This window comes from Acinetobacter sp. R933-2 (assembly GCF_030325485.1).
GTDB classification, from domain to species: Bacteria; Pseudomonadota; Gammaproteobacteria; order Pseudomonadales; family Moraxellaceae; genus Acinetobacter; species Acinetobacter sichuanensis.
Genome location: NZ_JACAIJ010000005.1, coordinates 172530 through 195693 on the forward strand (window position 1 = coordinate 172530; position 23164 = coordinate 195693).

Here is a 23164-nt window from a genome sequence, read left to right on the forward strand (position 1 = left end):
CTTAATATACATTCAATAATGCAATGAACTCTATTCTTTTTTAAATAATTTTTATTGTTCAAATCACAAATTTGTCTTTTTAGGCTATAAATCAATCTTACTGAATCAAGTAATAAAAAAGACCACAAATCGGTGGTCTTTTGAAAAATTGTTTTTTAATGGCTCAAATGAACTTCTGCTTTTCGTTCTTCTTGTGCTTTTTTAATCACTTGATAACCTCCTGTCAAACCTAAAACAGCCATAATTACTGCAACAATAATGTCAGGAAACATACTTCCTGTGCCAAAAACACCTATTGCCGCCATAATTACCGCAACATTTCCAATGGCATCATTACGACTACACAACCAGACTGAACGCATATTTGAGTCACCATCACGAAATGCATATAACACAACCGCAGAAACCACATTTGCAATCAGCGCTAATATACCTATTGCACCCATTGTTAATGCTTCAGGTGGAATGCCTTGTATATAAGCGTAAATGACTTTAACAATTACCACTAAACCAAAAGTTGCCATCACAATACCTTTAGCCAATGCAACAGTAGCACGCCAATATAAACTTGCACCTAAAACAGCCAAAGAAATGGCATAATTTACGGCATCACCAAAAAAATCGAGTGAGTCTGCCCATAACGCAGAAGAATGTGCATATGCACCACCAATTAACTCGACAAAAAACATAGCAAGATTAATCACCAACGCAATCCAAAGTGCTGTACGAAACTTGCTATTGGGTTGTTTAGGTGCAGGTTCATGACTACAAGTACATGCCATTTTCAAAGTCCTCATGATGTATTATTCTTATTCAAAACTATGAAGTAACTCCAAGGTCAAGCACAATGAAGACACATTATTTAATTAAAGATTTAGCCCTAAAAACTGGCTTAAGTTCCGATACCATCCGCTTTTATGAAAAGAGAAAATTGCTTCAACCCAGCTTTCGTGCAGCGAATAATTATCGCTATTATGATGAAAATAGCATCAAACGATTAATCTTTATTAAACGTTGTCGAGCACTTGATATTTCATTATCAGAAATCCAAACCTTAATCGAACTTGAACAAAATCCAAATCAAAGCTGTGAAAAAGTCAATGTTATGATTGAAGATCATATTCAACAAGTTACTGATAAAATTGATGAATTAATAAAATTTCAATCACAACTGATTCAACTAAGAGCATCTTGCCCTAATTCACAAAGTATTCATCATTGTGAAATTTTAAAACAGCTTGAGGCTGAAAATTATTGAAATTCCTACTAATTTACTAGGTTGAATCATTTTTTTATCTGTCTACAATAAAACCCATAATTTTTTTATGCCTTTTATTTCATGACCATTTCTTACGTAACAGAACTTCTCTCTCCAGCAGGCTCGCTAAAAAATATGCGTTATGCCTTCGCTTATGGTGCAGATGCAGTTTATGCAGGTCAACCGCGTTATAGCTTGCGTGTTCGTAATAATGAATTTACTCATGAGCATTTAAAAACAGGCATTGAAGAAGCCCATGCTTTAGCTAAAAAATTTTATGTTGTTGTGAATATTCAGCCACATAACGCTAAACTTAAAAATTTTATTCGAGATTTAACACCCATTATTACGATGCAACCTGATGCTTTGATTATGTCAGATGCAGGATTAATTATGCTAGTCCGTGAGCATTTTCCTGATATGCCTATTCATTTATCAGTTCAAGCCAATGCTGTAAATTGGGCAACAGTTCAGTTTTGGAAAAAAATGGGCTTAACTCGTGTGATTTTATCACGTGAATTATCACTCGAAGAAATTAAAGAAATTAAGCAAAATGTCCCTGATATGGAACTTGAGGTTTTCGTACATGGTGCACTTTGCATGGCTTATTCTGGTCGTTGCTTACTTTCAGGCTATATGAATAAACGTGATGCCAATCAAGGCGCTTGCACCAATGCTTGTCGCTGGGATTATAAAGTTCACGAAGCAGCAGAAGATGTACTTGGGGATGTTATTCCAGTTCAACAATTGGAGACAACATCAAGCTGCTGCACCTATAAAGATGCCGACGAGCAACACGCCCAAAATCAAAATAAATTTGGCGAACCAGTTTTATTACAACGAAATCATGAAGATATGTTTGCCGCAGAAGAAGATGAACATGGCACATACTTTATGAATTCCAAAGACCTACGTGCTGTACAGCATGTAGAGCATTTAACTCAAATGGGAATCCATTCTTTAAAAATTGAAGGTCGTACCAAGTCTTATTTTTATTGCGCACGTACTGCACAAATTTATCGTCAAGCAATTGATGATGCAATGGTAGGTAAAACCTTTGATTCTGCATTGATGACACAACTTGAAGGCTTAGCAAATCGTGGTTATACCGAAGGCTTTTTACGTCGTCACATACATTCTGAATATCAAAATTATGCAACAGGTTCATCATGTTTTGAGCATCAACAATTTGTTGGTGAAATACTGGAACGACATGAAAATTACTTGAAAATTGATGTGAAAAATCGTTTTGTTGTGGGTGACTCATTAGAGTTGATGACAACCTCAGGCAATATCACTTTTGAACTCACTGAGATGTATGACCAGAAAGGCAATGCAATTACTGCTGCTAAAGGTTCAGGGCATATTGTGAATATTCCAACACCTGCGGAGGTAGATATGAATTTTGCTTTACTTATTCGCAATTTACCTCATTCAAATACTGATATTTCTGCTGCTTCTTTAGCTTATAAGGCGAGTTAGTTATGGCTTTATGTATTACTGATGAATGTACCAATTGTGACATGTGTGTACCAGAATGTCCTAATCAAGCGATTTTTGAAGGTGAAAAAATTTATGAAATTGATGTTGAGCGTTGTACAGAATGCGTCGGTTTCTATGAGCATCAAACATGTATTGCAGTTTGCCCCATTGAATGCATAAAACCACATCCAGAATATCGTGAAACACAGGCACAACTCTTAGAAAAGTTTCATGGTCTTAATTTATGGAATAAATAAAAGAATAAAAAACAACCACAAATAATAAAGAAATTGTGAATAGCAATTTCATTAAGTTAAAAACAAAAAAATTGTAGGGGAAACGAAAGCCACATGTTATTGGGGAAATTTGGGGAACATGTGGCTTTCAATTTATTTAAAATCTAAATTTTATTCGACATAAAAAAAGGAATTGAGCTGTTAGGTACTCAATTCCTATCAAGAGGAAATCTAAGTCTGATCAGCCAAAGTCTATAAATACTAACTTTGGCTGCTTTTCCAATTACTGCCCAGAACGAATAATATAATCAAAGGCAGATAACGAGGCTTTGGCACCTTCACCCGCAGCAATGATGATTTGCTTATATGGCACAGTGGTACAGTCACCCGCAGCAAATACACCTTTGACATTGGTTTCGTTGCGGTCATTGACTACAATTTCGTTGCGGCTGGAGAGTTCCACTGCTGTTTCTTTTAGGAAATCTGTATTTGGCAATAAGCCAATTTGTACAAAGATTCCTGCAAGTTCAACAATGTGCTCTTCATCCGTCGCACGATCTTTATATTTCAATGCTGTGACTTGTGAACCATCACCGATCACTTCAGTTGAAAGCGCATTCATGATCACTGTGGTATTTGGCAAGCTGTTTAATTTGTCCTGTAACACTTGGTCAGCACGCAGTTTGGTATCAAACTCAACCACGGTTACATGCTCTACAATACCTGCAAGATCAATCGCCGCTTCGATTCCTGAGTTACCTCCGCCAATCACAGCAACACGTTTACCTTTGAACAATGGACCATCACAGTGCGGGCAGTATGCAACACCGCGTGTTTTATACTCTTTCTCACCCGGTACATTCATTTCTCTCCAGCGTGCACCTGTAGACAGGATTACGGTTTTCGATTCAAGTTTTGCACCATTTTCAAGTTCAATTTCAACCAAACCATTGCTTGTTTGATCAGCACCTACAATGTTTTTAACTTTTTGTAAGTTCATGATGTCCACGCCATACTCACGAACATGCGCTTCCATATCTGCACCGAACTTGGGACCCTGGGTTTTTTGCACTGAAATAAAGTTTTCAATGTCCATGGTATCCATAACCTGACCACCAAAGCGTTCAGAAACAATCCCAGTACGAATGCCTTTACGTGCAGCATAGACCGCAGAAGTTGCACCGGCAGGACCACCACCAATCACCAATACATCAAAAGCATCTTTGGCATTGAGTTTTTCAGCATCTTTAGCTGCCGATCCCGTATCCAGTTTGGCCACAATTTCTTCCAGCGTCATACGACCCTGACCGATATGTTCACCATTTTGAAATACCATAGGTACAGCCAAAATTTTTCGCTCTTCAACTTCATCCTGGAAGAATGCACCGTCAATCATGGTGGCTGTAGTGCCAGGATTATTAATCGCAATCAGGTTCAATGCCTGAACCACATCTGGACAGTTGTGACAGCTTAAAGAGACAAATACATCAAAGTTTGCAGTCAGATTTAAACTTTTAATTTGTGCCAAAACTTCATCAGAAACTTTAGGTGCATAACCAGACACTTGTAAAAGTGCAAGAATCAATGAAGTGAATTCATGCCCCATTGGTAAGCCAGCGAAGAATACACGTGGTTGTTCACCAACTTTTGCGATCCCAAAGCTTGGTTTACGGTCATTTTGACCATCAAAACGAGCAGTTACTTGATCTGAAAGAGCAGCAACTTCAGTCACAAGTTCTTTGATTTTGTCAGATTTATCAGAATCATTTAAAGAAGCGACAATTTCAATCGGGCTTTCAAGGCGTTCTAAAAGTGTTTTTAATTGAGCAGAAGTATTTGTATCTAACATGCTAACAATCTCCAAGGGAGTAAATTTATTCATTGAGCTTATAGTAAGATAATTTTAAACATAGGTAAAACAGTTTGTTTTTATTTTAATGATCGTTTTTTTAGATACAAATTTAAATCAGGCATAATGATGAACTAATAATAAATTTCAACCATTATATGTTTGATCATCAATTTAATTTTTCTCGTTTACTCAATGAACCTGACCACTTTCTTAACGCCCCCAAACATCTAAAAGACAATAAAGCCTTTATTGAACAATGCGCACAAGAAAGTACAGGTGACTTTTTTGTCTATGTTGATGAAAAACTTAAACAAGATGAAAATTTTGTTTTTAATTGTGCTTCTCTTTATGCCACGCCTCAATATTTAAAAGCATATAAAGGTTATACTTTTTGTCATAGTTTATTAGGCAAAACGAGCTTTTTTAGCATTCCTAGAAAATTTAGATACTTAGATCATGACATTGCTCTTGCAATTGCTTACTCGGGACATAATCTTGACTTTTTTTCACCACAATTTGCATTTAACAATACAAGTGCATATTTTTTTAATACTTATTATTCATATAATTATGAACATCTTAATCCAAAACAACAGGCTAACCCTTATGTAGCTTTTGCAACAATGTTAGGTACATTTCCTTTAGATTTTAGTGAGCAAACACAATTATTCAATAATGAAATATTTTGTCAGCTTTATGTTTTATTCAATGCTAAAAATTTTACAAAGATACCGCAAAAATTTCAGAAATCTCCCAAATTTATCAAAAAAGTTTTAGCCAAAAATTCAGATATTTTTCAATTTTTACCGAAGAAATTTCGCTGTAAAAATAAATATATTCGTCTAGCTTTCAATGTAAAACTTGAAATGCCAGCAAAGCATATTGGTGCAAATCGTAGGATGATCTTTCTTGAAAAGTTACAAGAAAAAGGGGATTTTATTTTCTATGCGCCACAAAAATTTCATACGACTAAAAACTTATATAAAGCTGCAAAATTAGGCATTAGTTCTATAAGCAACTATCAAGGAAAAATGAACGATGAAATTGCAAGGAAATTAGTTGAAATTAATCCTAAGTATTTCTATTTTTTAGATCAAAAATTTCAGTGTAATGATCTTATTATCCGAACTGCACTTTATAAGTGCCCTTCTATTCTTAGCACTCTTCATCCTGAACTCCAACATTATCCCAAATATTTAAAAATTGCCTTACAGAATAAAGGTGCTCTTTTCACTCAAATTTCCACACAATTTAAAACAAGAACATTGCTTGAAATAGCCTTAAAAAGTGATGGTAATGTCTATCTCGACTTAGAAGAACAATATAAACAGGATAAAAAGTTGGCTTTCATTGCGGTCAAACAGTGTCCTGATATGTTTAGTGCTCTACCAGATCAGTTTCAGAATAATAAAGAAATCATTTGGGCTGCTTTAAAAGGAAATCCAAATATTTATAAAAACTTAGCTTTAAAATATCAAAAAAACTTAGAAATATGTGAATATATCTACACTCAATTACCTCGAATAATTGAATTTATGCCAAAAAAATGCCTCACTAACCAAGCTAAAATTTTTCAAGCTATTCAAAAGGATCCCGATATTTGGCAGTATTTGCCTAAAAAAATGCAACAAGACCATGAGATTAAAAATTATTGTCTGAATCACTCCGCAAAATCCGTTGTAGAACAGCTTACGATTGATTCAAGTTATGCAAACTTAGAATGGGTCTTGTATAAAATGCAATATTTAGAAATTTATCCTGATTTACCTTTGTTTTTACGTGAAGATGCTCGCATTTCTCTACTCGCCATACAACAAGATTTCGACAATATCTATCATTTACCCGTTGCACTGATGAAAAATGAATCCTTTATGGAAAAAATTTACCAACTCTTTAGAAAAAAATGTAAACAAGAATGGCGATATTTTAAGTTGAGTTGTGACTTTCTCATTCAGCAATAATCTTGCCATTTCTTCATATTAAATTCACGATATAAATATTCTATATTTTTTCATTATTACTAAAAACTTCAAACATATATTACTCTTTTTAAAAAGATAGCTTTTAGAACACTTATGAACTTTTATCATATAATTTTCATAATATCTTATATTAAAGAATAAGGACAAAAAGTAATCTAATCCTCTACTCTATTCAACTAAAGTTTTTGTTTTATTTGTTTTTTTAGACAATTGATTATTTTATAAGGATTTTTCCTAAGAACTTTGTTTATCGTGAGTGACTATGTATAAGTTAAATTTATTGGTATGATAAATAAAAATTTAGTGAATATTATGTAATTTATGTTTTATGCTCAGGTCATTAAAGCTTAAATTTACATCGTAAATTGCTAGAACCAATTGCAAATTTAAAATTTTTTGTTTGTCATATCAAAACCTTAGAGAAGACGAAAATTTGTTTTAAGCTGTATTGGGTACTTGAAAATTTTAATTTAAAAGTGTAGTGATTTAAATACATTTTATTACTCAGGATTTGAACATGAACAAATTGTTTGGCATTTTACTCAGTGCATCTGTCCTTTCTCTAGCAGCATGTGGTAAACAAGAGGCACCAAAAACAGAAGCAGCTCCAAGCGACTCAGGGAAAGAACAAACTGTTGTTATGGCATCCACAGGTTCAGATGCTGATATTTGGCGTTATATCGCAACATTGCCTGAAACTAAACAAGCAGGAATCAAACTTGAGGTTAAAAATTTCACTGATTATGTATCAATGAATACAGCCGTTGCCAATAAAGAAATTGATATCAATGCCTTTCAATCTTATGCTTATTTAGTTGCATTTAATGAGTCTAATAAAGATAAAATTGCACCAATTTCAACTACATATTTAGAACCTATGGGCATTTACTCAAGTAAAGTAAAAAAAGTTGAAGACTTTGCTCAAGGTGCAACTATTGCAATTCCAAATGATGGGGCTAATGAATCTCGTGCCTTATTATTATTACAATCAGCAGGTTTAGTTAAATTAAAATCAGGTTTTGACAGTGTCAAAGGTACACCTGCTGATATTGTTGAAAATAGTAAAAAAATTGTCATTAAGCCGATCCAAATGGCAACTGCAGTGCGTGCTAAAGACGAAGTTGATGCAATTATTTTAGGCAATACTTTAGCAATGGAAGGTGGATTGAATGTATTAAAAGATTCAATTTATTATGAACCGATTGATCAAAGCACAAAAATGAACGTGAATATTCTTGCTGTAGCAGAATCACGTAAAGATGATCCTCTCTTGAAAAAAGTAGGTGAACTTTACCATGTTGCTGCAGTAGGAAAATATGTCCAAGAGCATTTTGGTGGTACTAAAATTGATGTAAATAAACCTGTAACTTATCTTACAGAAAACAAATAACCCCTATTCTGCTTTCCATAAAACAGGCAAAATGATTTTGCCTGTTTTTCATTTTTTGTATAGTTTTTGACAACATGATTGAATTTAAAAATATTTCTAAACACTATGTACTTAAAGGTCAAACTGTACGTGCATTAGATGATATCAATTTACAAATCCCTAATGGCAGTATTTTTGGCATTATTGGTTATAGTGGTGCAGGAAAAAGTACCTTAATTCGTATGATTAACCTTTTGGAGCGCCCAACGCAAGGTCAAGTCATTATCAATCAAAAAGACTATACAGCCCTAGATGCACGTGCTTTGCGTCAAGAACGTGCAAATATTGGTATGATTTTCCAGCATTTTAATTTACTTGAAACTAAAACGGTTGCTGCCAATATTGAAATGCCTATGAAGCTTTTAGGTTTTTCTAAAAATGAACGTGAAAAACGTCTCAATGAATTACTCGATTTTATTGATTTAAAACATAAACGTAATGCTTTTCCTGATGAACTTTCAGGTGGGCAAAAACAGCGTGTCGGTATTGCTCGTGCGCTTGCCAATCATCCAAAAATTTTACTTTGTGATGAGGCAACTTCAGCTTTAGACCCACAAACAACCAAATCTGTTTTATCTTTATTGAAAAAAATTAATAAAGAACAAGGTATTACCATAGTTATGGTGACACATGAAATGGATGTTATCGAGTCTATTTGTGATTATGTCGCCGTCATGGAGTATGGTAAAGTTATTGAAACTGGCTCAACAATTGATATTTTTAGCCGTCCCAAACAGCCAACCACTCGCAATTTTATTCAAACTGTTTTACAGCAACAATTACCTGTCAATATTTTGAATAATCTTGAAAATAAAAATCATAACAGTATTTATAATCTGCAATTTTTGGGCACTTCTGCACAAGAAACCGTGATTCAAAAACTAATTCAACAATTTGATATTAGTCTTAATATTTTATTTGCCAATATGACTGAAATTAATGGATCAGTTATTGGGCAAATGTTTGTACAGTTATTGGGTGACCCAATTGTCATTCAACAAGCTGTTCAATTCCTTGCTTTACAAGGTGTTAAAGTATCTCAAGCAGGAGTAGCAGAATGAGAGATTTCATTGTTCAATGGTTAACTGAAATCACTGCTCCCTATTGGCAGAGCTCATTATCTATAGACCAGTTTGTTACAGCAATGCAAGAAACTATGCATATGGTCTTTTTTGCCATGCTATTTGGAGGTATTTGGGGCTTCATTCAAGCGATCATTTTATTGTTAACACGTCCTAATGGAATTTTACCCAATAAAGTGATTTATCATGTGCTTAATCCAATAGTTAATGCTTTGCGCTCCCTGCCTTTTATTATTTTATTAATTGCTGTTATTCCTCTGACCAAAATGATCGTCGGCACATCGATCGGTACTTGGGCAGCAATCGTGCCGCTGACTATTTATGTTGGTCCTTATATCGGTCGTTTAATTGAAACTTCACTTTTAGAAGTCAATGAAGGAATCGTTGAATCTGCTCAAGCAATGGGCGCTTCTCCTTGGCAAATTATTTTTAAATTTATTATTCCTGAAGCACGAAGTTCTTTAATTTTAAATTTAACAACAGCAACCATTAGTTTAATTGGTGCAACAGCAATGGCAGGTGCCGTGGGTGCAGGTGGTATTGGCGATTTGGCAATTTCTTATGGTTATCAACGTTTTGATACTAGCGTGGTTATTTTAACTGTGATTGTATTATTAATTTTAGTACAACTCGTACAAAGTTTGGGAGATTGGCTTTCTAAACTGAGATAATTACTTATTTTTAAAATTTCTTTTTAAACCAGTACTTTAAGTACTGGTTTTTTTATAAACACTTTATTATTAAAATAAAATCTGTATCTTACTTATATATTATGTTAGTTTTATACAATCAATTTTTACATTAATTTTTTAATATTAATAAGCTTAAGCTATTTAAATTTTCATGAGTAACCAAGTTTCCATACAAAAATCGAATACCCAGTTGAGCATTAATATTTATATGAATGGTAGTCGCTTTAAATCTTCCATTTTATTTATACGCTTATTTATGATTTTTTGGTTTTTTATCAGTGTTGCGATTGCTTCTACACAATTACAACCTCATCATTTTAATGAACAAATTCCACTCATATTATGGTTATTAGTTTCAACATTAATGATTGGACTCAACTTTTATTTTATTGCTTGGCTCAAAAACACACATGAAGAACTCATTTTTAATTCAGATTATTTAGTTTTTAAAAAATATCTACCATTTAATCAAATCTCAGAATATAAAATTAACTTAATAGACTTTAAAAAATTACATTATCAAGCTTGGGAAAATCCTTGGCGTGGCGTAAATCTGCCAAGCCCAAGTAAAGGTAATATTCACTTTAGAGCCAAATATAACCTAAAACACTCCTTTGGTATTAATCTCTCTGAAGATGAGGCTAATTCTATTATTTTAAATATTAATCAATGGTTTGAATCTCATCATTTGCATTTAGAAAGAGCTTAGTCAATGAATTTCATGTATCAAACATATAATGATATTGATATAAAACAAAATGCGACTACAGTTTGTATTCACTTAAAAATCACAAAAAGCGTTTTTAAACATTTAATGATCCCATTTGTTATTACATGTCTAGTATTTTTATTTATAGGAATAAGTTCATTATTTACCTCTTTAGTTAATGATACAGATAGTATTTTCATTCTATTAATATGGAATAGTTTTGCTTGTGTGCTAACGTATAAAACACTGACTGAATGCTTATGGTTATTATATGGCAAAGAAAAAGTGAGTTTAGATTTAACACATATGACTTTAGAAAAAACTTACCCGCTAAGATTTTTTCAAAAAAATTATACGGAAAAGCAAATGATTGATATAAGTGAAATTATAAATATCCAATATGATTTTTGGGTACAACCTACAGCTAACTTAAACTTACCCAAACTCGAAGATGGGCAAATATTAATTGAAACTAAACAGCAAAAAATTTATTTCGGCATTAATTTAACTGATGCTGAAGTCAAAAAAATCCTTATTGTCATCAAAAATCATATACAGCAAAACACATTATATACGCTCACAAAATAATTAAATTTTGATCTTATTTTTATAGAAAAGCGTTATAATATTTGGGTCAATTTTCTCTCCCATCGCCCCATTTTTCATGGGTTGAAGCAGAAGCTCTGTCATGTCAAAAAATCTTGCGACGCTGATTGGTTTTAGCGCTATTTTACTGTGGTCAACTCTCGTTGGCTTATTAAAAAATCTCAGTAGTTTGCTTGGTGCAGATTATGCTGTGACCTTAATGTATAGCTTTAGCACACTGATTTTATTAGCTATTTTCAAGATTCCCAAACTCAGTGAAATTCCTAAAAAATATTTAATTGGCGCATCTTTATTATTTTTAGTCTATGAACTTTGCTTTTCTTATGCAATTGCACTTGCTAAAACTGCACAACAAGCCATTGAAATTAGCTTGGTTAATTATTTATGGCCAAGTTTGACTGTGGTCATGTTAATTTTATTTAAAGAGTTAAAATTCAGCATATTTGTTGTACTTGGCTTAGTCATTAGCATGAGCGGTATTGTCCTGATTCAAACAGGCAATGGTGCTTTAACATGGACAGAAATTTCCGCACATTTTATGTCTAACCCTATAAGTTATATTTTGGCATTTATGGGTGCACTGCTATGGGCAATTTATTGTGTAGTGACTAAAAAATATAGCCAAGGTCACAACCCTATCGCACTTTATTTCTTAATGATTTCAATTGTATTATGGGCAAAATTATTATTTAAATATTCACTCGAAGAATTACCTCCATTAAATATGGACGTTGCACCTTATTTAGCAGGTGTTTCTTTGGCGACAGCCTTAGGTTATGCCGCTTGGAATATTGGAATTATTAAGGGCAATATCACAATATTAGTAACACTTTCATATTTTAGCCCTATATTTTCTACCGTATTTTCTATGATTATTTTAAAAACGACATTATCTTTAGAATTTTGGCATGGCGTCATTTTTGTAACTTTAGGTTCATTCATTTGTTGGATTTCAACCAGTTGGGAACACATTAAACCACGTATCCGTAAACTCAAAATTCTATTTTAAATGGGTCAGTCTAGAATAACGATTTCATCTTTTAGCTGTTATAATTTTTTTTAAGCACATTGTATCTATAAATATCTCATCATTTTTCTCATAATTAATTAAAAGAAATTGAAGTGAGATCAATATCATGAACCAAGATCAAGACGCTAAAAATGCACCAAAATATGCGGACAGTTCGATTTCAGATAAGGCTTTTAAGCGTATGCTGCTTTGGTTTTTTCTTTACTGTTCTGTATTCATTATTGGCGTTATTTTAGCTGTCAATGCCGACTCAATCTCCTAATATTGTTGATCAATATTTAAAACAAATCTTGGCTCAGCCTAAGATTTGAAATAGTTAAAGGGTATTTTCAAATACTGTATTCCATTCGCTTCTGGCTCAGGAAAATGCCCTGCAACCATATTAATTTGAATCGCAGGTAAAATAAGTTGTGGCATGCCTAATGTTGCATCACGTTGTTCACGCATCTGTACAAACTGATCTTTTTCAACACCTTGATGCACATGAATATTCTTTAATTTTTGCTCTTTAACTGTACTTTTATATTGATATGTTGTACGTGTTTTTGGCAAATAATCGTGGCATAAAAATATTTGATAATCATCAGGTAATTCAAATATTTTTTGAATTGAATCATATAATTGAGATGCACTACCTTTCGGAAAGTCACAGCGTGCAGTACCATAATCATGCATAAATAGCGTATCGCCCACAAAAACACAGTCTTGTATGACATAACTTAGACATGCTGGTGTATGTCCCGGTGTCGCAATACTATAAGCCTCGATTTGACCAATTTTAAATCTTTCCCCTGCTTCAAATAAATAATCAAAGGCAAGATGAAAAGATTTTTGTTGTGGATCTAAATGATAAATTTCAGCAAATGTTTGTTGTACTTCACTAATTTTCTTACTCATTGCAACCTGACCACCCAGTTTTTGTTTTAAATACTGAGAAGCTGTTAAATGGTCTGCATGAACATGTGTTTCTAAAATCCATTGCACAGTAAATTGATGATTTTGAATATATTCAATCATTAAATCTGCTTGTGTGGTTTGAGTCGTTGCCGATGCTGCATCATAATTCAGAACACTATCAATAATTGCACATTGTAAAGAGTGAGGATCTGCAACTACATAACTGAAAGTATTGGTTTTTTCATCAAAAAAATCTTGCACTATTAATTTTGACATATTATTTTGCTCCTAAGAATTTTCGATGTAACCACACACCTAACAACATCGCAACGATAAAGTAGATCGCTTGATAGTAACCTAGCCCAATTAAAGTAAAAGCAGGTGCTGGACATATCCCTGCAATCCCCCAACCCATACCAAAAATTAAAGCACCTATACATAAACGTGGATCAATTTTATTTGATGTTGGTAATTCTATTTTCTCATTAAATAATGTCACAGGACGACGAATTGCCTTTTGAAATGGAATAAATGCAACAAAAATTGCGCCTAACATTACAAACATTAAACTGGCATTCCATTCTCCAAAAATATCAAGAAAACTAAGAACATTTTCAGGGTTTGCCATACCTGAGAACATCAAACCAATAGAAAATAAGCCACCAAAAATAAAAGCAAAGACATTTTTCATCATTAATTCCCCAGTAAATGACGCATGATATAAACCGTCACAAAACCTGAAAACATAAATAAACTTGTTGCTACGATAGAACGCTTAGACAAACGGCTCATTCCACAAATTCCATGCCCACTGGTACAACCAGAACCTAAGCGTGTACCAAATCCAACCAAAATTCCTGCAATAATCATAGTGATAGGTGAAGCCGAGATTTCAATTTTAGGTGTAATAAATAGACCATAAATAAATGGAGTAACAAATAAGCCCAATAAGAACCAAGTTGCAGGTCGCTGAAAAAGTCCTGTTCCATTAAAAAGTTGCCCAATCAGACCACTGATCCCCGCAATTCTGCCATTGATATAGAGATATCCAACAACTGCAACACCCAATAGCGTTCCACCAAGAAACGCGCTTACATATTCATGCATGATTGATTACTCAAAATTGGTCACTTAATACATTATACTTTTTTATAATATATTATTTTATATAATATTAAAACTATTTTTTAATCAAACCATTATTGTGAGATTTAGAGTATCACTGTTAATTTTCAAAAATATTGAAAATTACAAAATCTATCACAAGATTTTAAAATTTAACTTTTAACAAAAAAATCAATAGATTAAATCCAAATTTAAACCAAATAAAAGCGATATTACTTTGATTTTTTCATTTAAAATTAATACAGAGAATTTTCTCTGTTATATTTTTTTTCATCAAATTTGTATCTTTCCTTTTATTTTATTTCATTCACAATGAACATAATCTGTTAAAAGGTCAATGATATGAATTTTTTAAGAAAGAACAATAAAGCAAGTTTTGTATTTTTTATCATCACTGCTTATTCATTCTTAGGATTTGGCTTAGGCTATATTATTTGGGAATATCTTCTGTCAAAATAATATATGCAACCGACTTTTCTCACATGCCATTTGGTCAATATAACAAGTCATACACGGATTCTGCTCTAAATGGAATAGCTCATCGTTTGGGTTAAATTGACGATTTTCATATTTTAAAATCAAATGGCGAAGGAGATTAAACGTTGGTCATGTTATTAAAATTTTATAATATTCACTTGATTTATCATTCTAATTAAAACTTTTATTTTGATCCCCCCTTTCTCTAATTCAGCAAAAAACCCTCGCAATTTTCATTAAAAAATTAAAGCTCTTGTATTTTTAAAATATCCCATCTATATTTTAGAGTAATTACTCTAATTGATTTTTTGGTGAGTTATGCTAGGTGATCGAGAGTGGATGAACCTTACTCAAGGTAAATTGAGCTTTTTAGAAAAATTACAGCTCATTCAAAAAGTAATGCTCCCTGCCAGTTTAAATTTTATTCATGCAAAAATGGGAACTTATGCACAAGATTCAGACTTAGTACTAAAAAATATTCAAATTCCAGATACAGCTCTGATCAAAGATGCTTTATTTGAATTAGAAACAACCGAGTCTAAAATAATTTTCCAACATTCTTGGCGTTGTTATTTTTGGGGAGTTGCCATTGCAAAATATAAAAAATGGCAATTTGATGAAGAAGTTTTTCTTGTTTCGAGCTTAATGCATGATGTTGGTTTAGCAAAATCACAAGCCGAATTCTCTTATTGCCAATGCTTTACCTTTGAAAGTGCCTTACGTGCCGAACAATTATGTCAGCAACATGATTTTCCTCAAGACAAAACTCAGAGAATAGCTGATGCAATTTGTCTGCATATGAATGGGTATTTAAATGAAAATGATCATAATATTTCCAAAGAAATTTTATTATTACAACAAGCTACAGCTTATGATGTTGTAGGTACTCAGCAAAATTTGATTTCTGAAAAATTTTATCTTGATGTGTTAAATCATTATCCTAAAGATAATTTTAAAGTCAGTTTTAAAGAGTTAATTCAACAAGAAATTAAACGTCATCCATATGGAAGGACTGCTTTCCTAAGTCCTCTAGGTTTAAAGTTGATGATTCATTTGAATAATAAATAACAATGAGGACTTACCATGATTCAGCAAAATCTTTTACAACATTATATTCAATTTCCTCATAGTCATCCTATTTTAGTTGATGTTTACCAAATTTCTGAGCATAAAAATAGCATTATCATGCTGCCTGCTTTAGGTGTTCCCATTCAAAAATATGAAAAACTTATTCAGAGCTTGATACAACAAGGCTTTAATGTCATTGCTGCTGATTATCCTGGTTGTGGTCGAAATACTCCTCAAGTGTCCTCAGATTTTGATTTTGGTTATGCCGATTTATTGGCTTACTTTATCCCCCAGTTGGTAAAAATCGCAAAAGATTTATCTAAAAAAACCCCTGTTTTATTTGGGCATAGTTTAGGTGGTCATTTAGCAACTTTATTTGCTCAACACCATACTATTCATGTGATTGGTGTAGCAACTGGAAACATTGGTTTAAAATATTGGAATATGTCTGGAAAATTTAATATTTTAAAAGCTGCTACGATTTTCAATCTCATGATTTTAAAAGATGGTTATTTAGCAGGTGATAAAGTTGGTTTTGGCAAAAAAGAAGCGAAAACTTTAATGCGTGATTGGTCAAAAGTAATTTTTACAGGTCACTATCGTCATATTATCTCTGAGGAAAACTTGTCTCAGCAGCCCGCATTATTTATTCAATTTGTACAAGATAATTTTGCACCTATGCGCTCAACTTTAGCTTTGAGTCGTTATTTTAAGGATGCTCAAGTTAAGCAATTAGATCTCACCACAAGCTTAAAAGGCAATCAACATTCAGTCTGGCTAAAACAACCAGAAAAAGTGGTTAAATTAGTTAAAGATTTTCTTCAAGTATAAATCTATGAAAGACTTAGAATCGGATGCTGTTTATGCATATTTATTGATGTAGATTAAAAGTGAATTTTATCACGATTTTCATCTACAATATTTAGCCATGCACGAGTTGCAGGACTCATTGCTACAGAGGTATTCCAAGCCATACTTAATGTCCAGTGTAAATTTGGATTGCATAAAAATGCAACATTAAAATGTTCTGGATTTAGTTGATCACAATAAATTTTAGGTAATAATGCTAAACCCATATTGAGTTCGACCATTTTTGAAATAAAATCCCATTGACCACTTTTACAAACAACACGAGGTTCAAAACCTACAGTGTTTGCTGCATCTAAAATAACTTTATTTAACATAAATGTATCTGCATATAGCAGAAAGGATTCATCTTTTAATTCAATAAGATCGACACTTGTTCTATTTTTCCATACAGAATCTTTTGCAGATAATAAACACATCGCTGAATCAGCAACAGGAATTGCAGAAAAATTTGGTCGTAAATTACCCAATAAAATCCCGACATCTACCGTTTTCGCAGCAATCGCCTCTTCGACTCCATTCGCTCCAACCTCTAAAAATTTAAGCTCTATTTCTGGATATTTTTTATGAAATAACGCAATTAATGAACTGAGTAAAACAGACCCGAGAGGAGGTAAGCCTATGGTTAGTTTTCCTTTATTGAGACTTTGAACTTGTTGAATCGTGTCATAAATTTTTTGCTGTTCAGCTAAAATAGTCTGTGCATGTTGATAAATTAACTCACCAGTATAAGTCAATTGGACATCACGCTTACGACCTGCTTCGCCTTTTTTAAAAAGTGCTGTTGCTAAATCAACTTCTAAACTTGCAATTGCTTTACTAATCGTGGGCTGTGTTAAAAATAAACGCTCGGCTGCGATAGAAAAACTTTTTGATTCAACCACTGTAACAAAAATTTTAAGATTCTTCAGATCCATAAACATTCGAAAATAGAATAATATATATTTAATTATTCATAATTTAACATAAAAATAAGCATTAAAATAATAACCTCATCCGAAACTAAGCTGTCCTCATGTCCAGTACACCCCTATTCTCGTCACAAAGCTCTTTTTTTCTTAAAGTTATTTTTCAATTGGGTTTAATTTTCCTTTTTTTAGGATTAGGAAAATATGTACAAGACATTTTGAATCTACCGATTTCAGCAGCAGTCACGGGTTTATTTATTTTACTGATTTTTTTAATAAGCGGTATTCTAAAATTAGAATGGGTTAAAGTAGGTTCAGATTTTATTTTAGGTGAATTAGTTTTATTTTTTATTCCGTGTTTAGTTGGTTTAACTCAATATCAATCCTTATTTTTAGATCAGGGCTGGAAGTTATTTGTTGTTATATTTTTAGGTACAGCCTGTGTCATGGTGTTTACTGCATTTAGTGTATATTTAGGTTTTAAATTAGAAAAAATCATTAAAAAAATATTAAAAAACAAAATGCATTCTGATAAAAATTTACAGGAGAAAAACTAATGTCTTTTATCTCTATTTTTTGTCTCATCATGACATTATCTATATATGTTATTAGTAAAAAAATATATCGTAAATTTCCTTATTTTTTGCTCTCACCTGCTGTTTTAGTACCAGTAATATTGATTATATTTTTAGCCTTTACACATATTTCTTATGAAACTTATATGATAGATAACCATTGGATTGTTTGGTTATTAAGCCCTGCAACCGTTGCATTTGCAATTCCTATTTATGAATATCGAAAAATGATTAAACAACATATCATTTCTATTTCAATGGGAGTTTTTATAGGTATGTTTATGGGCATGCTGAGCGCATTTTATTTAGCACAGTTATTTCAATTTGACCAAATAACAACTTATAGTTTAATGGCACGTTCTATTTCAACTCCTTTTGCTATGGAACTAGTCAATCATATTGGTGGTTCTATTGAACTTGTAATTTTATTTACAATGATTACAGGAGTTATTGGTATGTTATTTGGTGATCTTATTTTAGCTGCTATTCGCTTAAAATCACATTTTGCTTTAGGTGCTTCATTAGGAAGTGCTGCTCATGGTTTTGGCACAAGTAAAGCCTATATGCGTCATCAAGAAGAAGGCATTATTGCCAGTTTAACAATGGTACTTTCTGGAGTTTTTATGGTGGTTTTAGGACCTAGCCTTGTACATTTTATTTTAATGCTAAATGCTTAAATTTTGAATGTTTAATGTTTAATGTTTAATGTTTAATGTTTAATGTTTTCAAAATAAGCCAATTAATATTCTTTTTTTGATTGGCTTATTAATAATCAACCTCTATATTAATTTGGTCTTTATAATCACCTGCAACTAAGTTAGCAATATTCACCATTCCCAAACGTGCAATAATAATATATTGATGCTGTCTATTTTTTTGCTGTTGTTTTGCAACTTGCCATTGTGAACCTGCATTTCCAGATAAATCATACTGAACGGAAATACTATTTTTTAATTTGGTATAACGCCCTGCTGTTTCATTTTTTAATACACTTTGACCACTATAATCAAGTAAATTTTGACTACTAAAGCGAATATTAAAATCTGTATCGCATTTTACTCTAATCTGTAATGTTGAAGTACTCCCTGTAGTAGGTTGAATACGAATCATACCTGCACCAGTATCTGAAAATGTACATGCTGCAAAAGCATCTGAATATATAAAAAGTAATATACAAGTTAGCGCTATTTTTAAAAAAAAATTTCTCATTTCAATATCTCCTACTTACAGATTAATGTGAGTGGTTGTATCGTATTTTCATTATTTTTTAAGTCTAAATATGCTTTACAGCTTTCATTCTCAGAAACTTTTATATCTAGAATATGTATATCATGTGTTAAACCATATAAAGTCACAATATAATCACTGCTAATTGGATAAATATCATCTTGATTTTGATCTACAATAATTTGACTGCCTTGTGGTAATAACTCTCCTTTTTCATTGACCAATTTAAAACTTACTTCACGAGTATGCACAACAGGGAAATCAACAATATAACCACGTTTATTCAATGGCATAATCGTTTTTCTTGCTGTTTCAACTTTATTTTCAATTTCAAGTTGATTTTCATTAAAAGATAAATGCTGATTGGTATATGGAATTAAATCATGAATAAAAATTTCACCATTTTTATTTGTTTTACCAATGAATAAATCATTGCGATAAACATCAATATTAGGACTCTCTGTAATTTTAACTAAAGAAAATCCATTATTCACTAATTTACTTAGACCAAAACTATTTCCAAGCCAAGCAACAGCACCCATCAAGTTTGCACTATAGCGTTGACTATCGCCTGTTTGTAAATATTGTAAATCTAAATCTGCTGCTTTAGTTTTAATACGTGTTGAAATATTGCCTGTATTTTCTCCATGTACTCGACCTGCTCCAACGGCATAATCTACACCTACTGCATTTGAAGTATTTCTTATAATTGTTAAATTGCTTGAATCATTATCAGTTTGATTATAATACGCTGAATGTTTATCATTAAAACGATAGCTTAAAGATAAATCAACTCGATGGTCTTTTTCACTTCCTGTTTCATAAGAAACACCTAAACTCATATTTAAGTTTTCAAATAAGTTTCGGCTTGAGCGAATACTAAATATTTTTTTATCATCTCGTTCTGCAATAGGTCTATATTTTTGTTCAACATAGCTTAATGATAAATTCCCTAAAACTGGAATATTAGATTTAGAGATATAAACTAAATTTTCACGTTCAGGAAAATAATACCCTTGCCCATTCAAGTTATCTTCCATACCTAACATGTTAAAATCATCACTATAATATTGTGATTTTATTCCAACACTATATTTTTCTGTATCTCTTTTAAATTCTGTACTGACGGTATAACCCTCACCTTTTTTAGAGTCACTATAAGCAGAATTCAACTCAAATAATCCTAATTTATATAAATATTGACTCCATAATAAACCTACACTTTTAAGATCCTTACTTACATCTAATACTGAGCCCAAAGTGGTTTTTTCTGTTACTCCTCTTCTAAAATAAGCACTTCCAAACCATTCGCGATAGTCATCACTGTCTTCACTAAAGTTATAACGTAATTTCCCTGCTGATAAACTATAATCATTCAGCCCTTTTTTCAATAAACGCTCATTTACAAAAATCGGAATATTTTGTACTGTTTTATTTCCCATAATATCTTCCACGATCATTTCTGCCTGACCTAGACCACGAAAGTTAATATGATTATTTAAATTAAATTCACCAGGATTTATTTTTGTATTATATGCTTTATTTCCATTAATAATTAAATCAACTGTAGAAGGTACTAAAGCACTCCCCTGAAAAGAAGGTGTGTTCCAATATACAAAATCTGGACGTGATGTATAATTCGTTCCCCATCTAAAACCACCAAAATAATAAGATTGTGTAATACCTGTAGGCGTACTGACATTATCACCCAATTGTAAAGTCGTAAATTTTTTAGGAAACTCAAAAGTTAGACTTGTATTTAAACGGGTATGGCTTTGAAAGTTTTGTTCATCTTGTAAATAGTTTTTTCTAAAAATATGGTTACTATTAAAAAAAGTATTTTTCCAAAATATACCGATATCTGTGGTTGCATTTGCTTGTTCTGAATAATCTCCAGATTGATAAAATACATTATAGTTTAAAAAGCCACCTAAACCGGGTAATGATGGTATTTGTAATGCAGAATTTTCAATATTTTGGCTTTGCATATAATGTGTAGGAATTTTAATTTTTAATAACTGTGCATCGATATCTTGTTCAATTTGAATATCATTTTCTGATAATAAACAATAAGCTATTTCAGATTTCATTATTTGTTGAAATTTATTCAAATCCATAAAGCTGTTTTTTAATATTGGGCACTCTATATATTTTTTATGATCAGAGATCATTAATACAGCGTCCTGCCCCTGATCCACACCATTAATCCAAAGCCCTAAGATGACATCATCTTGTTGATCTTGCTGCGTTATTGGCAAAGGCAATACTTCTGCCTTAGCTTGCTCAGTGTGTAATAAAACCATTACTGCAAGGAAGACGAGTTTATATTTTCTTTTGCCCATAACATCTACTCCGCAATAGCAAAAATTACGGGATCTTTTTCAGTTTCTTTTTCCATTACAAATTTAACGGCTTGACCAGAAGTATGCGTATAACCTTTTAAAGGAATCGTCACTTGATGATTTGGCAATATATATTTCATCATATCGACTTCGGTAAGTTTCTTCCCTGTCGCATCTTGCAGACTAAATTTTGTAATTTGAAAATGAGCTGTTCCGTTATTTTTAGCAATTAAAGTTGTATTATTGTGCTGGTCTTTTCCAAAACGGAATGTCAGATCAGACTTAAAACCAGAACCTACAAATACGGGTACACTAAAATTCAGCGCAATATTCATCCCTGTTTTTTGTAAAGGTGATGGTATTTCTGTAAACTTAACGCGCCATGTTCCTTCTTGCTTCAAATTCATCGCATCAATAGGTTGTCTAAAGCCAAAACGAATGACTTTTTTACTATCAGGCTTTAAAATCAATGCTTTAGGATTTACCACCAAATCTGTATCGGGTGTTAAAACTTCATTACCTTCTTCATCTTGCGTCCAACGAAAAACACTCAGTTCATAAGTACGATCTGACTTTTCTCCCATTGTGGTTAAATTTGCGGTCGTACTGCGCTGTTGACGTTCACCTGTAATATAGAGTTGAACTGGGGAAATCGTTAAATCTGCATGTGCCATAGACTGAACAAAAAACAAACTTAATAACCATGCTTTTTTATATTTTAAAATGTGCATATTTAGACACCCCCAAACTCAAATGAGTTTTATCAATTAAAAAATAGAGGCATAAAAGATAAATCGCTTATCTTTTATGCAAACTTAAAATGTACAACTTGATTAGTATTCAACATCTACTAAATAGGTATCGGTATAAACACCTGCACGTGTTGTTGGCGTAATTGGATCTGCTACAGCAAAACTAATCACATAATCATCCACAGAATATCCCGGTCGATTCAGTCTTGGACCAGCATGTAATGGTAAAAGTACGCCATCTTGCAGTGCTGTTGTACTGACACCCGTTTTCAACTGCTCACCTTGTGCATTGGAAATATATGAGTTCCAACCACCATTCCATTTCGCATTGTCGGTAAAAATGCTATATGGCGTATTACAAGTGACGCTATAACCTGCTGTTGTTGCTGAACCATCTTCTTTTAAAATGATTGCGGTTGCGACATTGGAAAAACTACACTGTTTTGCAATTTCAACACTCATCGGAATAGATGAGGTTGTCGTTGCTGCAAATATTGGTGTAGAAAGAACACATGCCGATAATGCGAATATTATTTTCTTCATGATATGAGCCTCATTCAGTGAATAA

The 23164-nt window shown here is 32.5% G+C and carries 26 protein-coding genes; 16 read left to right on the forward strand and 10 right to left on the reverse strand.

What is annotated here, in order from left to right:
- Nucleotides 1–155: 155 nt before the first annotated feature.
- Nucleotides 156–782: a cation efflux transmembrane domain-containing protein gene (locus HX005_RS07730; protein ID WP_286376905.1), complete on the reverse strand. Its 627-nt coding sequence runs from the start codon at nt 780–782 to the stop codon at nt 156–158.
- Between the two features lie 65 nt (nt 783–847).
- Between HX005_RS07730 and HX005_RS07735 the strand changes: the two genes are divergently transcribed.
- The 3 genes from HX005_RS07735 (at nt 848) to HX005_RS07745 (ending at nt 2997) form a co-directional block, all read left to right on the forward strand.
- The gene (locus HX005_RS07735) at nt 848–1258 is read left to right on the forward strand and encodes a Cd(II)/Pb(II)-responsive transcriptional regulator (RefSeq protein ID WP_286376906.1); all 411 of its coding nucleotides are present in this window, start codon (nt 848–850) and stop codon (nt 1256–1258) included.
- A gap of 81 nt (nt 1259–1339) precedes the next feature.
- Entirely contained in the window at nt 1340–2740 is a 1401-nt protein-coding gene (gene trhP / locus HX005_RS07740; protein ID WP_286376907.1) for a prephenate-dependent tRNA uridine(34) hydroxylase TrhP, read from the forward strand.
- A gap of 2 nt (nt 2741–2742) precedes the next feature.
- Nucleotides 2743–2997 (forward strand): YfhL family 4Fe-4S dicluster ferredoxin, encoded by a 255-nt coding sequence (locus HX005_RS07745; protein WP_107008652.1) that lies wholly within the window; start codon nt 2743–2745, stop codon nt 2995–2997.
- Between the two features lie 262 nt (nt 2998–3259).
- Here HX005_RS07745 and ahpF read toward each other — a convergent pair whose 3' ends face one another.
- On the reverse strand, nt 3260–4825 hold the full coding sequence (gene ahpF, locus HX005_RS07750; protein ID WP_286376908.1) for an alkyl hydroperoxide reductase subunit F: 1566 nt from the start codon (nt 4823–4825) through the stop codon (nt 3260–3262).
- A gap of 158 nt (nt 4826–4983) precedes the next feature.
- Here ahpF and HX005_RS07755 point away from each other — a divergent pair, with 158 nt between their 5' ends.
- The 8 genes from HX005_RS07755 to HX005_RS07790 all read left to right on the forward strand — a co-directional run bounded on the left by HX005_RS07755 (nt 4984) and on the right by HX005_RS07790 (nt 12620).
- Nucleotides 4984–6789: a DUF4116 domain-containing protein gene (locus tag HX005_RS07755; protein WP_286376909.1), complete on the forward strand. Its 1806-nt coding sequence runs from the start codon at nt 4984–4986 to the stop codon at nt 6787–6789.
- 538 nt (nt 6790–7327) lie between these two features.
- On the forward strand, nt 7328–8200 hold the full coding sequence (locus HX005_RS07760; RefSeq protein WP_286376910.1) for a MetQ/NlpA family ABC transporter substrate-binding protein: 873 nt from the start codon (nt 7328–7330) through the stop codon (nt 8198–8200).
- Between the two features lie 74 nt (nt 8201–8274).
- Nucleotides 8275–9300, forward strand: a complete 1026-nt coding sequence (locus HX005_RS07765; protein ID WP_286376911.1) for a methionine ABC transporter ATP-binding protein — start codon at nt 8275–8277, stop codon at nt 9298–9300.
- Entirely contained in the window at nt 9297–9992 is a 696-nt protein-coding gene (locus tag HX005_RS07770; RefSeq protein ID WP_286376912.1) for a methionine ABC transporter permease, read from the forward strand. The genes HX005_RS07765 and HX005_RS07770 overlap by 4 nt, the downstream gene beginning before the upstream one ends.
- A 172-nt stretch (nt 9993–10164) precedes the next feature.
- On the forward strand, nt 10165–10722 hold the full coding sequence (locus tag HX005_RS07775; protein ID WP_286376913.1) for a hypothetical protein: 558 nt from the start codon (nt 10165–10167) through the stop codon (nt 10720–10722).
- Nucleotides 10723–10734: 12 nt separating this feature from the next.
- On the forward strand, nt 10735–11310 hold the full coding sequence (locus tag HX005_RS07780; protein WP_286376914.1) for a hypothetical protein: 576 nt from the start codon (nt 10735–10737) through the stop codon (nt 11308–11310).
- 100 nt (nt 11311–11410) lie between these two features.
- Entirely contained in the window at nt 11411–12337 is a 927-nt protein-coding gene (gene yddG, locus HX005_RS07785; RefSeq protein ID WP_286376915.1) for an aromatic amino acid DMT transporter YddG, read from the forward strand.
- 127 nt (nt 12338–12464) lie between these two features.
- The gene (locus HX005_RS07790; RefSeq protein WP_171405126.1) at nt 12465–12620 is read left to right on the forward strand and encodes a hypothetical protein; all 156 of its coding nucleotides are present in this window, start codon (nt 12465–12467) and stop codon (nt 12618–12620) included.
- Nucleotides 12621–12658: 38 nt separating this feature from the next.
- Here HX005_RS07790 and HX005_RS07795 read toward each other — a convergent pair whose 3' ends face one another.
- Genes HX005_RS07795 through HX005_RS07805 form a run of 3 tightly spaced genes read right to left on the reverse strand, consistent with a single transcriptional unit; the run spans nt 12659 to nt 14362 of the window.
- Nucleotides 12659–13531 carry an MBL fold metallo-hydrolase gene (locus HX005_RS07795; RefSeq protein WP_286376916.1) on the reverse strand — a complete coding sequence of 291 codons (873 nt, stop codon included), beginning with the start codon at nt 13529–13531 and terminating at the stop codon, nt 12659–12661.
- A 1-nt stretch (nt 13532) separates the two neighbouring features.
- Nucleotides 13533–13946 carry a DUF6691 family protein gene (locus tag HX005_RS07800; protein WP_107008708.1) on the reverse strand — a complete coding sequence of 138 codons (414 nt, stop codon included), beginning with the start codon at nt 13944–13946 and terminating at the stop codon, nt 13533–13535.
- A gap of 2 nt (nt 13947–13948) precedes the next feature.
- Nucleotides 13949–14362 carry a YeeE/YedE family protein gene (locus HX005_RS07805; RefSeq protein WP_286376917.1) on the reverse strand — a complete coding sequence of 138 codons (414 nt, stop codon included), beginning with the start codon at nt 14360–14362 and terminating at the stop codon, nt 13949–13951.
- A 360-nt stretch (nt 14363–14722) separates the two neighbouring features.
- Here HX005_RS07805 and HX005_RS07810 point away from each other — a divergent pair, with 360 nt between their 5' ends.
- The 3 genes from HX005_RS07810 to HX005_RS07820 all read left to right on the forward strand — a co-directional run bounded on the left by HX005_RS07810 (nt 14723) and on the right by HX005_RS07820 (nt 16756).
- A complete protein-coding gene (locus HX005_RS07810; RefSeq protein WP_107008641.1) occupies nt 14723–14839 on the forward strand; it encodes a hypothetical protein in 117 nt (38 codons plus the stop codon).
- Between the two features lie 336 nt (nt 14840–15175).
- The gene (locus tag HX005_RS07815) at nt 15176–15925 is read left to right on the forward strand and encodes an HD domain-containing protein (RefSeq protein WP_286376918.1); all 750 of its coding nucleotides are present in this window, start codon (nt 15176–15178) and stop codon (nt 15923–15925) included.
- Between the two features lie 15 nt (nt 15926–15940).
- Nucleotides 15941–16756: an alpha/beta fold hydrolase gene (locus tag HX005_RS07820; protein WP_286376919.1), complete on the forward strand. Its 816-nt coding sequence runs from the start codon at nt 15941–15943 to the stop codon at nt 16754–16756.
- A gap of 53 nt (nt 16757–16809) precedes the next feature.
- Here the strand turns inward: HX005_RS07820 and HX005_RS07825 are convergent, their stop codons facing one another.
- Entirely contained in the window at nt 16810–17709 is a 900-nt protein-coding gene (locus tag HX005_RS07825; protein ID WP_107008638.1) for a LysR family transcriptional regulator, read from the reverse strand.
- Nucleotides 17710–17807: 98 nt separating this feature from the next.
- Between HX005_RS07825 and HX005_RS07830 the strand changes: the two genes are divergently transcribed.
- Together HX005_RS07830 and HX005_RS07835 are read left to right on the forward strand one after the other, a co-directional pair.
- Nucleotides 17808–18257 (forward strand): CidA/LrgA family protein, encoded by a 450-nt coding sequence (locus HX005_RS07830; protein WP_286376920.1) that lies wholly within the window; start codon nt 17808–17810, stop codon nt 18255–18257.
- Nucleotides 18257–18952, forward strand: a complete 696-nt coding sequence (locus tag HX005_RS07835) for an LrgB family protein (protein WP_286376921.1) — start codon at nt 18257–18259, stop codon at nt 18950–18952. The genes HX005_RS07830 and HX005_RS07835 overlap by 1 nt, the downstream gene beginning before the upstream one ends.
- 88 nt (nt 18953–19040) lie before the next feature.
- Here HX005_RS07835 and HX005_RS07840 read toward each other — a convergent pair whose 3' ends face one another.
- The 4 genes from HX005_RS07840 to HX005_RS07855 all read right to left on the reverse strand — a co-directional run bounded on the left by HX005_RS07840 (nt 19041) and on the right by HX005_RS07855 (nt 23139).
- On the reverse strand, nt 19041–19484 hold the full coding sequence (locus tag HX005_RS07840; RefSeq protein WP_286376922.1) for a CYTH domain-containing protein: 444 nt from the start codon (nt 19482–19484) through the stop codon (nt 19041–19043).
- 11 nt (nt 19485–19495) lie between these two features.
- Nucleotides 19496–21844: a fimbria/pilus outer membrane usher protein gene (locus tag HX005_RS07845; protein WP_286376923.1), complete on the reverse strand. Its 2349-nt coding sequence runs from the start codon at nt 21842–21844 to the stop codon at nt 19496–19498.
- A 5-nt stretch (nt 21845–21849) separates the two neighbouring features.
- A complete protein-coding gene (locus HX005_RS07850; RefSeq protein ID WP_107010188.1) occupies nt 21850–22575 on the reverse strand; it encodes a fimbrial biogenesis chaperone in 726 nt (241 codons plus the stop codon).
- 102 nt (nt 22576–22677) lie between these two features.
- The gene (locus tag HX005_RS07855; protein ID WP_286376924.1) at nt 22678–23139 is read right to left on the reverse strand and encodes a hypothetical protein; all 462 of its coding nucleotides are present in this window, start codon (nt 23137–23139) and stop codon (nt 22678–22680) included.
- Between the last annotated feature and the right edge of the window lie 25 nt (nt 23140–23164).

Excerpts from the sequence above, each read along its gene's own strand:
- HX005_RS07825 (WP_107008638.1), bottom strand. The coding sequence starts at position 17,709 with ATGGATCTGAAGAATCTTAAAATTTTTGTTACAGTGGTTGAATCAAAA.
- HX005_RS07815 (WP_286376918.1), top strand. The coding sequence starts at position 15,176 with ATGCTAGGTGATCGAGAGTGGATGAACCTTACTCAAGGTAAATTGAGC.
- trhP (WP_286376907.1), top strand. The coding sequence starts at position 1,340 with ATGACCATTTCTTACGTAACAGAACTTCTCTCTCCAGCAGGCTCGCTA.
- yddG (WP_286376915.1), top strand. The coding sequence starts at position 11,411 with ATGTCAAAAAATCTTGCGACGCTGATTGGTTTTAGCGCTATTTTACTG.
- HX005_RS07835 (WP_286376921.1), top strand. The coding sequence starts at position 18,257 with ATGTCTTTTATCTCTATTTTTTGTCTCATCATGACATTATCTATATAT.
- HX005_RS07845 (WP_286376923.1), bottom strand. The coding sequence starts at position 21,844 with ATGGGCAAAAGAAAATATAAACTCGTCTTCCTTGCAGTAATGGTTTTA.
- HX005_RS07730 (WP_286376905.1), bottom strand. The coding sequence starts at position 782 with ATGGCATGTACTTGTAGTCATGAACCTGCACCTAAACAACCCAATAGC.
- HX005_RS07755 (WP_286376909.1), top strand. The coding sequence starts at position 4,984 with ATGTTTGATCATCAATTTAATTTTTCTCGTTTACTCAATGAACCTGAC.
- HX005_RS07810 (WP_107008641.1), top strand. The coding sequence starts at position 14,723 with ATGAATTTTTTAAGAAAGAACAATAAAGCAAGTTTTGTATTTTTTATC.
- HX005_RS07805 (WP_286376917.1), bottom strand. The coding sequence starts at position 14,362 with ATGCATGAATATGTAAGCGCGTTTCTTGGTGGAACGCTATTGGGTGTT.
- HX005_RS07830 (WP_286376920.1), top strand. The coding sequence starts at position 17,808 with ATGTCCAGTACACCCCTATTCTCGTCACAAAGCTCTTTTTTTCTTAAA.
- HX005_RS07770 (WP_286376912.1), top strand. The coding sequence starts at position 9,297 with ATGAGAGATTTCATTGTTCAATGGTTAACTGAAATCACTGCTCCCTAT.
- HX005_RS07775 (WP_286376913.1), top strand. The coding sequence starts at position 10,165 with ATGAGTAACCAAGTTTCCATACAAAAATCGAATACCCAGTTGAGCATT.
- ahpF (WP_286376908.1), bottom strand. The coding sequence starts at position 4,825 with ATGTTAGATACAAATACTTCTGCTCAATTAAAAACACTTTTAGAACGC.
- HX005_RS07840 (WP_286376922.1), bottom strand. The coding sequence starts at position 19,484 with ATGAGAAATTTTTTTTTAAAAATAGCGCTAACTTGTATATTACTTTTT.
- HX005_RS07820 (WP_286376919.1), top strand. The coding sequence starts at position 15,941 with ATGATTCAGCAAAATCTTTTACAACATTATATTCAATTTCCTCATAGT.
- HX005_RS07800 (WP_107008708.1), bottom strand. The coding sequence starts at position 13,946 with ATGAAAAATGTCTTTGCTTTTATTTTTGGTGGCTTATTTTCTATTGGT.
- HX005_RS07855 (WP_286376924.1), bottom strand. The coding sequence starts at position 23,139 with ATGAAGAAAATAATATTCGCATTATCGGCATGTGTTCTTTCTACACCA.
- HX005_RS07735 (WP_286376906.1), top strand. The coding sequence starts at position 848 with ATGAAGACACATTATTTAATTAAAGATTTAGCCCTAAAAACTGGCTTA.
- HX005_RS07760 (WP_286376910.1), top strand. The coding sequence starts at position 7,328 with ATGAACAAATTGTTTGGCATTTTACTCAGTGCATCTGTCCTTTCTCTA.
- HX005_RS07795 (WP_286376916.1), bottom strand. The coding sequence starts at position 13,531 with ATGTCAAAATTAATAGTGCAAGATTTTTTTGATGAAAAAACCAATACT.
- HX005_RS07745 (WP_107008652.1), top strand. The coding sequence starts at position 2,743 with ATGGCTTTATGTATTACTGATGAATGTACCAATTGTGACATGTGTGTA.
- HX005_RS07790 (WP_171405126.1), top strand. The coding sequence starts at position 12,465 with ATGAACCAAGATCAAGACGCTAAAAATGCACCAAAATATGCGGACAGT.
- HX005_RS07765 (WP_286376911.1), top strand. The coding sequence starts at position 8,275 with ATGATTGAATTTAAAAATATTTCTAAACACTATGTACTTAAAGGTCAA.
- HX005_RS07850 (WP_107010188.1), bottom strand. The coding sequence starts at position 22,575 with ATGCACATTTTAAAATATAAAAAAGCATGGTTATTAAGTTTGTTTTTT.
- HX005_RS07780 (WP_286376914.1), top strand. The coding sequence starts at position 10,735 with ATGTATCAAACATATAATGATATTGATATAAAACAAAATGCGACTACA.